Genomic DNA, 16,670 nt, shown 5'->3' on the forward strand with positions numbered 1-16,670 from the left:
TCCTCTCCACCCTTTTTCCGGATTCCCCGCCCATGAGCATGGACCTGCAACGTTTCCACGCCACCTTCTTCGAGGAAAGCCGCGAAGGGCTGGACGCGATGGAAGCCGGATTGCTGTCGCTGGAAGAAGGCAACCGCGATCCCGAAGTGATCAACTCGGTGTTCCGCGCCGCGCACTCGATCAAGGGCGGCGCCGCCACCTTCGGCTTCGAGGCGATGGCCGGCCTGACCCACGTGCTGGAGACGCTGCTCGACGAGCTGCGCTCGGGCAAGCGCGAAGTGGAAGCGCACGCGATCGATGCGATCCTGGGGTCGGTGGACGTGCTGCGCGCCTTGCTGCGCGAAGCCGAACACGGCACCCCGGCCGATCCGGTCGCGGTCAAGGCGGTGCACGACCGCTTGCAGCAGGCCCTCAACGGCAACGCCGCCGCCGCGCCCGTCGCGACCCCGGCCGCCAACCAGCCGGCCGAACCGGAAGCCTGGCAGATCGGCTTCACCCCGGCGCCGTCGCTGTTCATGAGCGGCAACGACCCGCTGCGCATCATCCGCGAACTCGAACACCTCGGCCCGCTGCAGGTCGCCTGCCGCACCGCGCGCCTGCCCGGCTTCAGCGACCTCGACCCGCTCGAGGCCTATCTGGCCTGGGACCTGGGCCTGGTCGCCAAGGTGCCGCGCAGCGCGATCGAAGACACCTTCGCCTGGGTGATCGACGATTGCGAACTGGACATCCGCGCGGTGCCGCCGCCGAGCCTGGCCAACGCGCCCGCCCCGACCCTGGCGCAGCCGCCGGCCAGCGCCACCGCTGCGCCGGCCGCCGCCGTCGCCGCCAATGCGCCGGCCGGCAACGCCGCCGCCGCGCACGAAGCGGAAAGCTCGATCCGGGTCAGCGTCGACAAGGTCGATGCGCTGATCAACCTGGTCGGCGAACTGGTCATCACCCAGGCCATGCTCAAGCAGGTCTCCGGCGATCTCGACCCGGCCCACGCCGAACGCCTGTTCGCCGGCCTGGACCTGCTCGAACGCAACACCCGCGACCTGCAGGAAGCGGTGATCGGCGTGCGCATGCTGCCGGTGGATGCGGTGTTCCGCCGCTTCCCGCGCCTGGTCCGCGACCTGTCCACCCGCCTCGGCAAGCAGGTGCGGCTGCGCACCATCGGCGAAGGCACCGAGCTGGACAAGGGCCTGATCGAGAAGATCGCCGATCCGCTGGTGCACCTGGTGCGCAACTCGATCGACCACGGCCTGGAAATGCCGGAAGCGCGCCGCGCCGCCGGCAAGGACGAGACCGGCACCATCACCCTCGCCGCCTCGCACCAGGGCGGGCACATCGTCATCGAAGTCAGCGACGACGGCGCCGGCCTCAACCGCGAACGCATCCTGGCCAAGGCCGCCGAACGCGGCCTGGCGGTCCCGGACAACCCGACCGACGCGCAGGTGTGGGACCTGATCTTCGCCCCCGGCTTCTCCACCGCCGACGCGGTCACCGACCTGTCCGGCCGCGGCGTGGGCATGGACGTGGTCCGCCGCAACATCCAGGGCCTGGGCGGCGAAGTGCAGCTGGAAAGCAATTCCGGCCGCGGCACCCGCGTGCTGATCCGGCTGCCGCTGACCCTGGCGATCCTGGACGGCATGACCGTGTCGGTCGCCGGCGAGACCCTGATCCTGCCGCTGGCCTACGTGCTCGAAGCGCTGCAGCCGCAGCCCGACGACATCCGCAGCATGGCCGGCGAAGGCCGCGTATTGCGGGTCCGCGGCGAATACCTGCCGATCCTCTCGCTCAGCGATTCGTACGGCTATGGCCGCACCGAGCAAGCCGACCCGCTGGTGGTGGTGGTCGAGGCCGATGGCCAGAAGATCGCGCTGGAAGTGGACGAACTGGTCGGCCAGCAGCAGGTGGTGGTCAAGAACATCGAGAACAACTACCGGCGCATCGGCGGCATTTCCGGCGCCACCATCCTCGGCGACGGCCGCGTCGCGCTGATCGTGGACATCGGCGGGTTGGTGCGTTCATTGAAGGTGCCGCAAGCGGCCTGATCGTTCCTGGCCGATCGCCGCGCGCTGCGCGGCCAGCAAGACCCAAGCCCCGGCAGCGATGCCGGGGCTTTTGCGTTTTGGCCACGCCTGCGCGTGCACGCCTGCAACAGCCACCCAGCCAGCAACAGAGAGTGCCGCACATCGCGGAAGCGGCGGACGGCGTCGCCAGGCAGAAGGCACAGCGCGGCCGGATCCCGACATCGGCAACGTGTACCAGGTGATCGAGCCGCCTAAAGGTCCAGAGGGCAGCGCCGTTATGAAGTAGACAAAACGCGACTCACTTTGCAATTTTATAAAAATATTATTGCTTAGTGAAAGAAATTGATTGCCTCCCAAGGAGCCAGCTACATGACCGCATTCCTGCAGCGCTATAGCGTCGGCAATCGACTCTCCACCGCATTCGGCATCCTGATCCTGATTTCCGGGATGCTGGTTGCCGCCGGCCTGTTCGCGATGTCCGGTGCGCGCAAGCAACTGGATGGCATCGTCAATTCGAACATCCAGAAAATCAACTTGTCCAACAGCATGCTCGATGCGAATTCCGCCATCCTGATCGCGCTGGGCACCTACGCAGCGCAGATCGGCGAAAGCGAAGCCGAAAAGTCGCTTGCGCTCATTCACGCCGAACGTAAGCACTACAACGAAGAGCGCGAAAAGCTCTACGCCATGCCGACCAACGACGCCGGCAAAATCCTGCGTGCCGAAATCGATGCGCTGCTGCAGGTCGCGCGACCGTTGAACGACGAGGTGATGACACTGATCGGAGCAGGCGACTATCCGCAGGCGCAAAAGGTGTTCCACGAGAAATCGCGTCCCGCCATGCTCGCCTGGCAGGCCAAGATCCGGGAAAACGTCATCTTGCAGAACCAACTCAGCCAGCAAGCCTATGCCACCGCGATCGGCCACACCGAACGCGGTCGCGCGATGCTCATCGGCGGCGGCATCGCCGCGGTGCTGGTCAGCAGCCTGCTGGCCTGGTTGATCACCCGCAGCCTGACCCAGCCGCTGAACCGCGCCACCCGTGCCGCCGAGGCGATCGCCGACGGCCGCCTGGACAACGACGTCGGCACCCAGGCCCGCGACGAGCCCGGGCGCCTGCTCAATGCGATGGACAGGATGCAGTCGCAGTTACAGCGCTTTTCCCGGGAAACGTCGCTGATGATCGAGCTGCATGCCGACAAGGACATTTCCCACCGCATGCCACTGGATTTCCCCGGTGTGTACGGCGACCTGAGCCAGGGCATCAACACCATGATGTTCGAGCACCTGGACGCGATCGTCGATGCGATCGCGGTGCTCAACGAATACGCCAACGGCGATCTGCGTCGCGATGCCCGGCGCCTGCCCGGCAGCCGCGCGGTGCTGCACGAATCGATGGACGCGGCCAAGGCCAGCCTGCTGGCGATCAACACCGAGATCAAGCGCCTGGCCGCTGCCGCGGCCGCCGGCGACTTCACTGCGCGTGGCGATGCCGAGCACTTCCAGCACGACTTCCAGGCGATGGTGCAAGGCCTCAACGCGATGATGGAGGTCAGCGACCGCAACCTCGGCAAGCTCTCCGCGCTGCTGCAGTCCATCGCCGCCGGCGACCTGACCGCGCGCATGGATGGCGAGTTCCATGGCGTGTTCGCCAGGATGCGCGACGACGCCAACGCCACCGCCGACCAGTTGACCGGCATCGTCGGCCGCATCCAGACCGCGGCGGTCAGCATCAATGCCGCGGCCACCGAGATCGCCGCCGGCAACGACGACCTGTCGCGCCGTACCGAGCAGCAGGCCGCCAGCCTGGAAGAAACCGCCGCCTCGATGGAAGAATTGACCTCCACGGTCAAGCAGAACGCCGAGCATGCGCGGCAAGCCAATCAGCTTGCGGTCGGTGCTGCCGCGGTCGCCTCGCAAGGCGGCGATGTGGTCGGCCAGGTGGTGACCACGATGAGCGGCATCGAAACCTCGTCGAAGAAGATCGCCGACATCATCTCGGTGATCGACGGGATCGCCTTCCAGACCAACATCCTGGCGTTGAATGCGGCGGTGGAAGCGGCGCGTGCCGGCGAACAGGGCCGCGGTTTCGCGGTGGTCGCCAGCGAAGTGCGTACCCTCGCCCAGCGTTCGGCTGGCGCGGCCAAGGAGATCAAGAGCCTGATCGACGACTCGGTGACCCGCGTCAGCGAAGGCTCGACGCTGGTGCGCCAGGCGGGCCAGACCATGACCGAGATCGTGTCCTCGGTGCAGCGTGTCACCGACATCATGGGCGAGATCTCCGCTGCCTCGCAGGAGCAGTACGCCGGCATCGAACAGGTCAACCAGACCGTGACCCAGATGGACGAAGCGACGCAGCAGAATGCGGCGCTGGTGGAAGAAGCCACGGCCGCCGCGCGCTCAATGGAAGACCAAGCCGGCCAGCTCAGCGCAGCCGTGGCCGTGTTCAAGATCGAGGCGGCCAACGCGGCGTCTGCAAACCGCGCCGCCCTGCGCAGCCAGCCGGCGCAGTTGCGTCAGGCATAACCGCAAGGGCGCGGGCCACACCGCAATGGCGGCGACCGAAATCCGGTTGCCGCCTGACCGGAGCGCAACGCAACACCAGTCGGCCGCGGAATCTTCGCGGCCGAGTCGCGTTCTGGGACCCAGTGCCAATCATGGCCGGCCTTGATACGTCACACACATTTTCCGTGGAACAGACCACAAACGCAGCGCATGGCGTGTCATAAACCGCTAAATCCAAGGCCCCGCATAGCAGAACGGTCGATAACGATTGACTGAGACTATCTATTGCAGCCGAGAAATCGATTGAACTTGGCCATGGACCGGCCGTTACAGAGGACATGGATGCGGCAATCGGCATCCGCCGCGCTGCCATCCTCCTTTCATAGCCCGTTTCACCTCAATTTCGGGATCCATCGATGAAGACCAAGAATTTGCCCCTGTCGGCCCAACTCGCCATCGGCTTCGGCGCCGTCGTGCTGGTGCTGCTCATCGTTGGCGCGATCGGGCTGCGCAGCCAGTTCAAGCTCAACGACGCTGTCGCGATCAACGAGCACACCTTCAAGGTGCTGGCCACGGGCGAACTGATGCAGGCCAATGTACTGAACGTGCAGACAAGCACCCGCGGCTATCTGCTCTCGAACAACAAGGATTATCTGCAGCCCTTCGCTCTCGGCCAGGCCGGCTTCGACAAGAGCTTCGCCGAGGCCAAGCGCCTGACCGCGGACAATCCGCGGCAGCAGGCGCGCCTGGCGCAGCTGCAGGCCGAGTATCAGGAACTGCTGCAGAGCGAACAGCAGATCATCGCCCTGCGTGCGGCGCCCAACAGCCAGGATCAGGTGCTTTCCGCATTCGGCGAAGGCCGCGACCGCGCCGCGATGGGCAAGATCCGCTCGCTGCTCGGCGCATTCGCCGACGAGGAAAACGGCTTGCTGGTCAAGCGCAGCGAACAGTTGGCCGCGGTGCGCGCGCAGGGCACCTGGTCGGTGCTGCTCGGCAGCCTGGTCGCGATCCTGGTCGCCGTGGGCATGGGCCTGCTGATCCGCCAGCAGATGGTCAAGCGCCTGGGCCAGGCCATCTCGGTCGCCGATGCCATCGCCTCGGGCAAGCTGGACAACGACATCGATACCCAATCGCGCGACGAAACCGGGCGCTTGCTGGCCAGCATGGGCATCATGCAGACCCAGTTGCGCGCAGTGCTCGCCGCGCAGACCGAGATGGCGCAGCGCCACGACGCCGGCCAGATCAGCTATCGCATGGACGAGAGCGCCTTCCCCGGCGACTACGGACGCATGGTCCGCGACAGCAACGGCCTGGTCGCTGCGCATATCGCGGTGAAGATGCGCCTGATCCAGATCATGGGCCGCTATGCGATCGGCGACTTCAGCGAGGACATGGACCGCCTGCCCGGCGAGAAGGCCGTGCTGAGCACGACGATGGACACGGTCAAGCAGAACCTGGGCGCGATGAACCGAGAGATCGGCCAGCTCGCCGATGCCGCGGCGGCCGGCGACTTCAGCGTGCGCGGCGATGCGCAGCGTTTCCAGCACGACTTCCGCGCCATGGTCGACAGCCTCAACCAGCTGATGACCACCGCCGACGGCAACCTCGACGCACTGTCCACGATGCTGCAGTCCATCGCCGCCGGCGACCTCACCGCACGCATGCACGGCGACTTCAGCGGTGTATTCGCCAGGATGCGCGACGACGCCAACGCCACCTCCGAACAGCTGGCCAGCATCGTCGGTGGCATCCAGACCGCCGCGCTCAGCATCAATGCCGCGGCCAGCGAGATCGCCGCCGGCAACGACGATCTGTCGCGGCGCACCGAGCAGCAGGCCGCCAGCCTGGAAGAGACCGCCGCCTCGATGGAAGAGCTGACCTCCACGGTCAAGCAGAATGCCGAGCATGCGCGCCAGGCCAATCAGCTCGCGGTCGGTGCGGCCGCGGTCGCGGCGCAAGGCGGCGACGTGGTCGGTCAGGTGGTCAGCACGATGAGCGGCATCGAGGCCTCGTCGAAGAAGATCGCCGACATCATCAGCGTCATCGATGGCATCGCCTTCCAGACCAACATCCTGGCCTTGAATGCGGCGGTGGAAGCGGCGCGCGCCGGCGAACAGGGCCGTGGCTTCGCCGTCGTCGCCAGCGAAGTGCGCACCCTCGCCCAACGCTCGGCCGGTGCCGCCAAGGAGATCAAGAGCCTGATCGACGACTCGGTCAACCAGGTGTCCAACGGCTCGGTCCTGGTGCGCCAGGCCGGCCAGACCATGACCGAAATCGTGTCCTCGGTGCAGCGCGTCACCGACATCATGGGCGAGATCTCCGCCGCCTCGCAGGAACAGTACGCCGGCATCGAGCAGGTCAACCAGACCGTCAATCAGATGGACGAAACCACCCAGCAGAACGCCGCCCTGGTCGAGGAAGCCAGCGCCGCCGCCCGCGCGATGGAAGAACAGGCCGGCCAGCTCAGCGGCGCCGTGGCGGTGTTCAAGATCGAGGCCGCCAACGACGCCGTCGCTCCGGCCCGGCCGGTCCTGCGCAGCGCAGCGGCCACGCGTCCGCCGCTGCGCCAGGCGCCGCGGCCGCGTGCGCTGGCCGCGGTGGGCACGGCGACCGAATGGCAGGAGTTCTGAGTCCGGCGGCAGCGAGCGCCGCCGCATGAGGGTCCGATCGGCCGCAGTGTCCCTGCGGCCGATTCAATTTCCGGGACGCAGTGCCGATAAGCATTCGACACAGGATAGTTCCGGGCCGCTCGCGCCGCGTACTCGACGTCGCACCGCAGCGTGGTGAATGGATCGGCATCCGTGTCTTTCTCCATTTCTGCCAGTCGATGAACCCCATGAGCCAGACTCCAGCCCCCCGCTTCACCAGCGTCGCCACCCGCCTGATGCTCGGCGTGGCCGCGATCGCCCTGCTGTGTTTCGGCGTGACCGCCGCGATCATCTACGTGCGCAGCAGCGATGCGCTGCTCGCCTCGGCGAAAGCGGGCATGACCGATGCCGCCCACCTGGAAGCGCAACGCGTTTCCAGCGACATCGGCGCGGCCTTCGTGTCCAACCAGGTCTTCGCCAACAGCCTGCTGGCGCAGCGCAACCAGGACGGCAAGGTGCGCGAGACGTTCAGCGATATCGTGCTGCGCGAATTGCGCCAGCATCCGGACTGGACCGGCCTGGGCACGCTGTGGGAGCCGCAGGCGTTCGACGGCAAGGACAGCGCCTATGCCAACGCCGAGGGCCACGACGCCAGCGGCCGCTACATGGTGTATTGGGCCTGGCAGGGCGACAAGCAGGTGCGCGAGCCGCTGCGCGACTACGAGGTGCCGGGCTCCGGCGACTGGTACCTGAAAGCGCGCCAGCAGCGCCGCCCGACCGTGGTGGAACCCTACGTGTACGAGATCGGCGGCAACAAGGTGCTGATGACCACGCTGACCACGCCGGTGCTCGAGGACGGCAAGTTCCTTGGCGTGGTGACCACCGACTTCGGCTTGGCCAAGCTGCAGGAACGCCTGTCCAAGCTGCGCCCGCTCGGCGCGGGCCGCGTGCGCCTGCTGTCGCCCGGCGGCGCGATCATCGCCGATCGCGACGCGGCCAAGGTCGGCAAGAAGCTGGACGATCCGGCCACGCGCGCCCTGCTGGCCGCCATCGCCAAGGGCGAGAGCGTGACCCGCGAAGTCGCCGATGCGCAGACCGGGGCCACCGACATCGAAGTGTACGTACCGCTGCAGATCGGCCAGGCACAGGAGCGTTTCGCGCTGGGCGTGGCGGTGCCGCGCGCGCTGCTGATGGCCCAGGCGCGCTCGTTGCTGTGGACCATCGCCGCGGTCGGCCTGTGCGCGGCGCTGCTGCTCAGCGCCGGTCTCTACATCCTGCTGCGGCGCCTGGTGGTCGTGCCGCTGGCCAAGGCCGTGGAGGTGTCCGGCGCGGTCGCCGACGGACGTCTGGACAGCCGCATCCATTATCAGCGCAACGACGAACTGGGTCGCTTGTTCGGTTCGTTGCAGCGCATGCAGGAACAACTGCGCGCCGTGCTCGATGTGCAGAAGGAAATGGCGCAGCGCCACGACGCCGGCCAGATCAGCTACCGCATGGACGAAAGCGCCTTCCCCGGCGACTACGGACGCATGGTCCGCGACAGCAACGCGCTGGCCGCGTCGCATATCGCGGTGAAGCTGCGCCTGGCGCAGATCATGGGCCGCTACGCGATCGGCGACCTCAGCGAGGACATGGACCGCCTGCCCGGCGAAAAAGCCGTGCTGACCGCGACCATGGACACGGTCAAGCAGAACCTGACCGCGATGAACCGCGAGATCAACCAGCTCGCCTCCGCCGCCGCGGCCGGCGACTTCAGCGTGCGCGGCGACGCCGACAGCTTCCAGTACGACTTCCGCGCCATGGTCGACAGCCTCAACCAGCTGATGGCCACCGCCGACGGCAACCTGGAAGCGCTGTCCACGCTGCTGCAGGCCATCGCCGCCGGCGACCTGAGCGCGCGCATGCACGGCGAGTTCAATGGCGTGTTCGCCAGGATGCGCGACGACGCCAACGCCACCGCCGAACAGCTGGCCGGCATCGTCGGCCGCATCCAGACCGCCGCATTGAGCATCAACAGCGCCTCCAGCGAGATCGCCGCCGGCAACGACGACCTGTCGCGCCGCACCGAGCAGCAAGCCGCCAGCCTGGAAGAAACCGCCGCCTCGATGGAAGAGCTGACCTCCACGGTCAAGCAGAATGCCGAGCACGCACGCCAGGCCAATCAACTCGCCGTCGGCGCGGCCGCGGTCGCCTCGCAGGGCGGCGACGTGGTCAGCCAGGTCGTCACCACGATGAACGGCATCGAGACCTCGTCGAAGAAGATCGCCGACATCATTTCGGTGATCGACGGCATCGCGTTCCAGACCAATATCCTCGCGTTGAATGCGGCGGTGGAAGCGGCGCGCGCCGGCGAGCAAGGCCGCGGTTTCGCGGTGGTCGCCAGCGAGGTGCGCACCCTCGCCCAGCGCTCGGCGAGCGCGGCCAAGGAGATCAAGGGCCTGATCGACGACTCGGTGACCCGCGTCGCCGAAGGCTCGGCACTGGTCGATCGCGCCGGACAGACCATGCAGGAGATCGTGTCTTCGGTGCAGCGCGTCACCGACATCATGGGCGAGATCTCCGCCGCCTCGCAGGAACAGTACGCCGGCATCGAGCAGGTCAACCAGACCGTCACCCAGATGGACGAGGCCACGCAACAGAACGCCGCGCTGGTCGAGGAAGCCACCGCCGCGGCGCGCGCGATGGAAGAACAGGCCGGCCAGCTCACCCAGGCCGTGGCCGTGTTCAAGCTCGACAACGCGGCCGTCTCCACGCCGGTAGCCGTGGTCAGGCCCAGCCTCGCGGTCGCTACGCCAAAAACGAAAGCCAAGAACGCGCCGACAAAGCGCAGCACCGTGCCGATCCGCGCGCTGCCAGGCAAGCCGGCAAGCGCCAACGACACGCAGTGGCACGAGTTCTGAGCCGCTGCGGTTCGGCGCATTCCTGCACTGGCCGGGGATGCGCCGGACCGGTCTGGGCGGCTGTGCTTGCCTGCATAGCCCGTCGCCGACCGTCCATCGCGTCGCCATCGGTTGAGCCCCTCCCCTCCGGCGAGCGAAGCAAGTCCCTGTGGAGAGAGGGTTGAAGTTAAGGCGCGACAAGCACGCCAGGCCGACCGCCGTTCCGCTGGCTTTTCGATTGCTTGCGCAAGCCATCAGTCGGACATGTTTAAAGATACTTGGCGCCCGGCCGTTAGCCTGTATGACATTTGGCTGACCGCGTCTTGGGGGACGCGACAGCCGGTCCAAACGGACCATGCGGCCCGCCCGGGACACCACCGCAGGCGCATGCGTTTCACGGTCGACCGTTCACGGGGAACACAATGAAGCCTATCGTTCTTGCCAGCTGCCTGACCTTGTTCGGCATCACCAGCCTCGCGCACGCCGAAGAGGAGCCGATCGCCACCGATCGCCCCGACTTCGTCGAATCCAGCCTGACCGTCGGCGACCACCGCCTGCAGGTGGAAACCAGCGTCGCCTGGGAACGCGACGACGGCGTCGACGGTTATGCCACGCCCACCCTGTTCCGCTACGGCCTCGGCCCGACCTGGGAACTGCGCCTGGAAACCGACGGCTGGCAGCACAACGATGTGCCCGGCGGCGATGGCGATATCTCCGGCTTCTCCGATGTCTCGCTCGGGGTCAAGCATCACCTGGCCTCTTCCGACGACGGCGGCGCCTCGCTGGCGTGGCTGCTGCACGTGGACCTGCCCAGCGGCGCGCGCCGCCTGCGCGGCAACGGCGCGCGGCCTTCGTTCCGCCTGGTCGCCGAATGGGAGCTCAGCGACAGTCTCTCCGCCGGGGTGATGCCGGGCGTGATCTGGGACGAAAACGAGGACGGCCACCGCTACGCCGCCGGCATCTTCGGCGTGGTGCTCGGCAAATCGTGGACCGAACGCAGCCGTTCGTTCGTCGAACTGGCGCTGCCGCAGATCGCCAAAAGCGACGACGGCGGCACCGTCGCCCTGCTCGACGTCGGCTCGGCCTGGCTGCTGAGCAACGACGTGCAACTGGATGTGGCCTACAGCTACGGCCTCAACGATCGTTCGCCGGATCACGCGCTCGGCGCCGGTTTGTCCTTCCGCTTCTGAACCGAACTAGGCGATACCGATGAAGATCATGCACATGCTCGCGATCCTGGTGCTGGTGGCGGTGCTCGCGCTGCTGGCGCTGGGCGGCGTCGGCTACAGCGCGCAGCACGGATTGCTCCAGGCGGTCGCCGCGCAGGTCATCTCGTCCGACGCGCTGCGCAACCACATGCAGGCGGACATGATGCACGACGCCTTGCGCGGCGACGTGACCACCGCGCTGCTGTCCGCCTCGCGCCAGGACGACGCCGGCATCAAGGCCGCGCGCGCCTCGCTGGTCGAGCACGCCGCGGAGTTCCGCCAGGCCGTGGCCGACAACCGCAAGCTGCCGCTGGATCCGTCCCTGCGTCGCGAGCTGGATGCGGTCGCGCCTGCGCTGCAGGGCTACATCGACGCTGCGAGCCAGGTCGTGGGCCTGGTCGAAACGCATGCGGACAGCGCCGCCGCCTATGCCGCGTTCACCGAGAAGTTCGAGCAGCTCGAAACCCGCATGGGCTCGATCAGCGACCGCATCGCGGCACTGAACGAGGCCAATCGCAGCGCGGCCGAGCAGTACAGCCGCCGCGTGACCTGGCAGCAGTCCGCTGCGGTCGTGCTGGCGATCCTGTGCCTGGGACTGGCCGCCGGCTGGATCCTGCGCTCGGTCTCGCGCCTGCTCGGCGGCGAGCCGCGCGTGGCGATGGCCGCCGCCCAGCACATCGCGGCGGGCCGCCTGGACCAGCCGATCCCGGTCGCCGCCAAGCACGCGAACAGCCTGATGGCGGCGCTGGCGCGGATGCAGCGCGAACTGCGCGAGCGCATCGAACGCGAGCGCAGCGTCGCCGCCGAGAACCTGCGCATCCGCACCGCGCTGGACAACGCCTCGACCGGCATGTACATCGCCGATCCCGACCTGACCATCGTCTATGCCAACGGCGCGCTGCAGAAACTGCTGCACACCTACGCCGACGACATCCACGCCTGCGCGCCGGCCTTCACGCGTTCCAGCCCGCTGCTCGGCCAGCCGGTGTCGTTGCTGGAAGTGGGCAACTCGCAGGACGCCGAGATCTACCAGCAGCTCGACCGCCAGGGCGTCGCGCAGCGCGAGGTACGCTACCGCGAGGCCTGCATCGCCCAGGAGGTCTCCGCGATCCGCAACGAGGCCGGCGCCCACGTCGGTTTCGTCTGCGAATGGCGCGACCGCACCGCCGAGGCCAAGGTCGAAGTGGACGTGGCCGAGGTGGTGCGCAGCGCCGCCGCCGGCGATCTGTCCAAGCGTATCGACAGCGACGGCAAGCAGGGCTTCTTCCTGTTGCTGGCGCAGCAGCTCAACGGCCTGCTCGATGCCAATGCGGTCAGCATCGCCGAAGTGTCGCGCCTGCTCAGCGCATTGGCCGACGGCGACCTGAGCGCGCGCATGCGCGGCGAGTTCCACGGCGTGTTCGCGACTATGCGCGACGATGCCAACGCCACCGCCGAGCGGCTGGCCGGCATCGTCGGCCGCATCCAGCAGGCCGCCGGCAACATCAATACCGCCGCCAGCGAGATCGCCGCCGGCAACGACGATCTGTCGCGGCGCACCGAGCAGCAGGCCGCCAGCCTGGAAGAGACCGCCGCCTCGATGGAAGAACTGACCTCCACGGTCAAGCAGAACGCCGAGCACGCGCGCCAGGCCAACCAGCTCGCGGTCGGCGCCGCGTCCGTCGCCTCGCAGGGCGGCGCCGTGGTCAGCCAGGTCGTGACCACGATGAGCGGCATCGAGACTTCCTCCAAGAAGATCGCCGACATCATCAGCGTCATCGACGGCATCGCCTTCCAGACCAACATCCTCGCGCTCAACGCGGCGGTGGAAGCGGCGCGTGCCGGCGAACAGGGCCGCGGTTTCGCGGTGGTCGCCAGCGAAGTGCGTACCCTCGCCCAGCGCTCGGCCGGTGCGGCGAAGGAGATCAAGGGCCTGATCGACGAGTCGGTGACCCGCGTCGCCGAAGGCTCGGCGCTGGTCGACCAGGCCGGCCGCACCATGCAGGAGATCGTGTCCTCGGTGCAGCGCGTCACCGACATCATGGGCGAGATCTCCGCCGCTTCGCAGGAACAGTCGTCCGGCATCGAGCAGGTCAACCAGACCATCACCCAGATGGACGAGGCCACCCAGCAGAACGCCGCGCTGGTCGAGGAAGCCACCGCCGCGGCGCGCGCGATGGAAGAACAGGCCGGCCAGCTCAGCGAGGTCGTCGCGATCTTCAGGCTCGACGGCAGCGCGACGGGCACGGCGCTACCGAGCCGACCCGTGGCTGCGGCGCAAACGCTGGCGAAGCGGCCTCAGCCGGCGAGCGGCGGCGTGCGCAAGCCAGCCATTCGCGCGATTCCCGGCAATCGCGCCGCCGCCAATACCGCGGCCGAGACGGATTGGCAGGAGTTCTGACGCAGGCGCAGCCGGACGGTTCGCCCGGCTGCGCCTTCGGTACCGATGTGGCGTGAACAACGATGCGCAATGGCGAACCTTCCGCGCGTAGGGAGTAACCGCACCCAAGGTCGGGAATCGCCTTACGCCTAATGTGCCATGCATCAATCCAGCTTCCGTGCCGATAGAGCCTTGAGGCGACGGCACGGCAGCCGCACAGCAGCGCAACGAAGCAGTCCGACTCTTGCTCCATTTGCTTACCGCCACGTCTCGCCGCTCCAGGTTTGTCTTCGGCATGGTCCACGCGTGGGCGTCGCCTAGCGAACCGCGACAGCCAACCTTCGGTAATTCAAAGAGGTCAGCCATGAATTCGTTCCTGCAACGCTACAACGTCGGGCGCCGCCTCGGCGGCGCCTTCGGCCTTCTGATCCTGCTCTCCTGCCTGCTGGTGGCGGCCGGGCTGCTTTCCATGTCGCGCGCCAGACAGGAACTCGACAACATCGTCAAGGTCAGCGTCGAGAAAGCCAGGATCGGTAATGGCATGCTCGATGCCAACTCCAACATCCTGATCGCGCTGGGCACCCTGTCCATGGTCACCAGCGAGGAACTCAACCAGCAGGCGCTGGCCGAAATCAAGAAACAGCGCCAGCGCTATACGGACCTGCGCAAGCAACTGGACGCGTTTCCGCCCAGCGAGAAAGGCAAGGCGCTTCGCGCCGAAATCGATGCCGCACGCGCCACCGCCCGTGCCATGAACGACGAAGTCATCGCGCTCGCCATCGCCGATCGCAATGCCGAAGCACAAACCGCGCTGAGCGAGCGCTCGCGCCCGGCCACCCTCGCCTGGATCGCGAAGATTCGCGAGAACGTGACTTTGCAGGACGAGCAGCTGCAGGCGGCCTATGCCCAGGCGACGCAAGCGATGGCCAGCGGGCGCAACATGCTGATCGCCGGCGGCGTGACGGTGCTGATCGTCAGCAGCCTGTTGGCCTGGGCGATCACCCGCAGCCTGACCCAGCCGCTGAACCGCGCCACCCGCGCCGCCGAAGCGATCGCCGACGGCCGCCTGGACAACGACGTGCGCACCGATGCGCGCGACGAACCCGGCCGCCTGCTCAACGCGATGGACAGGATGCAGACGCAGCTGCAGCGCTTTTCCAGCGAAACTTCGCAGATGATCGAGCTGCATGCCGACAAGGACATGTCCCACCGCATGCCGCTGGATTTCCCGGGCGTATACGGCGACCTGAGCAAGGGCATCAACACCATGATGTTCGAGCACCTGGACGCGATCGTCGATGCGATCGCGGTGCTCAACGAATACGCCAACGGCGACCTGCGCCGCGACGCCCGGCGCCTGCCCGGCAGCCGCGCGGTGCTGCACGAATCGATGGACGCGGCCAAGGCCAGCCTGCTGGCGATCAACACCGAGATCAAGCGCCTGGCCGCTGCCGCGGCCGCCGGCGACTTCACTGCGCGTGGCGATGCCGAGCACTTCCAGCACGACTTCCAGGCAATGGTGCAAGGCCTCAACGCGATGATGGAGGTCAGCGACCGCAACCTCGGCAAGCTCTCCGCGCTGCTGCAGTCGATCGCCGCCGGCGACCTGACCGCGCGCATGGATGGCGAGTTCCATGGCGTGTTCGCCAGGATGCGCGACGACGCCAACGCCACCGCCGACCAGCTGACCGGCATCGTCGGCCGCATCCAGACCGCGGCGGTCAGCATCAATGCCGCCGCCACCGAGATCGCCGCCGGCAACGACGACCTGTCGCGCCGCACCGAGCAGCAGGCGGCCAGCCTGGAAGAGACTGCAGCCTCGATGGAAGAACTGACCTCCACGGTCAAGCAAAACGCAGAGCATGCGCGGCAAGCCAATCAGCTTGCGGTCGGTGCTGCCGCGGTCGCCTCGCAAGGTGGCGATGTGGTCGGCCAGGTGGTGACCACGATGAGCGGCATCGAGACCTCGTCAAAGAAGATCGCCGACATCATCAGCGTCATCGACGGCATCGCCTTCCAGACCAACATCCTGGCGTTGAATGCGGCGGTGGAAGCGGCGCGTGCCGGCGAACAGGGCCGCGGTTTCGCGGTGGTCGCCAGCGAAGTGCGCACCCTCGCCCAGCGTTCGGCCGGTGCGGCCAAGGAGATAAAGAGCCTGATCGACGAATCGGTGACCCGCGTCAGCGAAGGCTCGGCCCTGGTCGACCAGGCCGGCCGCACCATGCAGGAGATCGTGTCCTCGGTGAAACGCGTCACCGACATCATGGGCGAGATCTCCGCCGCCTCGCAGGAACAGTACGCCGGCATCGAGCAGGTCAATCAGACCGTGACCCAGATGGACGAGACCACCCAGCAGAACGCCGCGCTGGTGGAGGAAGCCACGGCCGCCGCGCGCTCGATGGAGGAACAGGCGGGGCAGCTCAGCGAAGCGGTGGCCGTGTTCAAGATCGACGAGGTTCCCGCGGCAGCGCGCCGCCGTCCCGCGGTCAGCGCGCCGGAGGTGGCCGCCGTGGTCAAGGCGCAGGTCGCAGCGGCGACGCGTGCGGTGCGCAATGCGCCCAAGCGCGCGGCAGGCGGTGGCGGCGACGCCAGTTGGCAGGAATTCTGAGGCCTCAGCCGCCATGCCGCTGACGCATAGCGGCTGCAGTCCAGGCCGGTCGGCAGGCGTTCTGTCGCACCGGCACTGCGTGATGATCGGCAAGCCCGAATCGCAGGTTCGGGCTTTTCATGTCCGCGGCACGAACGTTCGCCATGCGCGGCGGCAGTCTCGAACAAAGCGACGTTTCATCGCAGTGATCGACGGGCCAGGTAGAGATGCCCCGGATCGTCAAAGGCATCGCACGGCGGCAGCCGCGGCGGCGCGAAGCATGGGAATGATTCTCATGTGGGCAAAAAGGACCCTGATCCAGCCCTCAAGTTTCTGGGATGAGCATCCTGAGCCGAACATTTTTCCGATGGCACCCTAAAGTCCGTCCGGCAAATGCCGTTAAAAGTCTCAATATGAGAATTTGTCTAAAAAATACTACTAAAGTTTTCGCCCTTTCCTGCTAGGGACTGCCGCCGTCCGACAGGCGGACCTCCACGTCCGTGGGCCAGACGAACAGCGCCAACCGCTTCTC

At 67.2% G+C, this 16,670-nt stretch carries 6 protein-coding genes and 1 pseudogene; all 7 read left to right on the top strand.

Annotation, left to right across the window (positions count from 1 at the left end; translation table 11 throughout):
- The first annotated feature begins 32 nt into the window (after positions 1 to 32).
- Complete coding sequence (locus tag HEP73_RS12010) at positions 33 to 2,033, top strand: chemotaxis protein CheA (protein ID WP_185820171.1); 2,001 nt, start codon at positions 33 to 35, stop codon at positions 2,031 to 2,033.
- Positions 2,034 to 2,381: 348 nt separating this feature from the next.
- Positions 2,382 to 4,538: a methyl-accepting chemotaxis protein gene (locus HEP73_RS12015; protein WP_185820172.1), complete on the top strand. Its 2,157-nt coding sequence runs from the start codon at positions 2,382 to 2,384 to the stop codon at positions 4,536 to 4,538.
- Between the two features lie 395 nt (positions 4,539 to 4,933).
- Positions 4,934 to 7,147, top strand: a complete 2,214-nt coding sequence (locus tag HEP73_RS12020; RefSeq protein ID WP_185820173.1) for a methyl-accepting chemotaxis protein — start codon at positions 4,934 to 4,936, stop codon at positions 7,145 to 7,147.
- 197 nt (positions 7,148 to 7,344) lie between these two features.
- The gene (locus tag HEP73_RS12025; protein WP_458309616.1) at positions 7,345 to 10,005 is read left to right on the top strand and encodes a methyl-accepting chemotaxis protein; all 2,661 of its coding nucleotides are present in this window, start codon (positions 7,345 to 7,347) and stop codon (positions 10,003 to 10,005) included.
- 401 nt (positions 10,006 to 10,406) lie between these two features.
- Complete coding sequence (locus HEP73_RS12030) at positions 10,407 to 11,174, top strand: transporter (protein WP_185820175.1); 768 nt, start codon at positions 10,407 to 10,409, stop codon at positions 11,172 to 11,174.
- Positions 11,175 to 11,193: 19 nt separating this feature from the next.
- A complete protein-coding gene (locus HEP73_RS12035; RefSeq protein ID WP_185820176.1) occupies positions 11,194 to 13,572 on the top strand; it encodes a methyl-accepting chemotaxis protein in 2,379 nt (792 codons plus the stop codon).
- A 343-nt stretch (positions 13,573 to 13,915) separates the two neighbouring features.
- Positions 13,916 to 16,007 (top strand): annotated as a pseudogene (locus HEP73_RS12040) (methyl-accepting chemotaxis protein); the annotation flags it as partial.
- Between the last annotated feature and the right edge of the window lie 663 nt (positions 16,008 to 16,670).

Origin of the sequence: Xanthomonas sp. GW, assembly GCF_014236815.1 — a bacterium.
In the GTDB taxonomy this organism is placed as follows: Bacteria; Pseudomonadota; Gammaproteobacteria; order Xanthomonadales; family Xanthomonadaceae; genus Xanthomonas_A.

Excerpts from the sequence above, each read along its gene's own strand:
- HEP73_RS12010 (WP_185820171.1), top strand. The coding sequence starts at position 33 with ATGAGCATGGACCTGCAACGTTTCCACGCCACCTTCTTCGAGGAAAGC.
- HEP73_RS12015 (WP_185820172.1), top strand. The coding sequence starts at position 2,382 with ATGACCGCATTCCTGCAGCGCTATAGCGTCGGCAATCGACTCTCCACC.
- HEP73_RS12020 (WP_185820173.1), top strand. The coding sequence starts at position 4,934 with ATGAAGACCAAGAATTTGCCCCTGTCGGCCCAACTCGCCATCGGCTTC.
- HEP73_RS12025 (WP_458309616.1), top strand. The coding sequence starts at position 7,345 with ATGAACCCCATGAGCCAGACTCCAGCCCCCCGCTTCACCAGCGTCGCC.
- HEP73_RS12030 (WP_185820175.1), top strand. The coding sequence starts at position 10,407 with ATGAAGCCTATCGTTCTTGCCAGCTGCCTGACCTTGTTCGGCATCACC.
- HEP73_RS12035 (WP_185820176.1), top strand. The coding sequence starts at position 11,194 with ATGAAGATCATGCACATGCTCGCGATCCTGGTGCTGGTGGCGGTGCTC.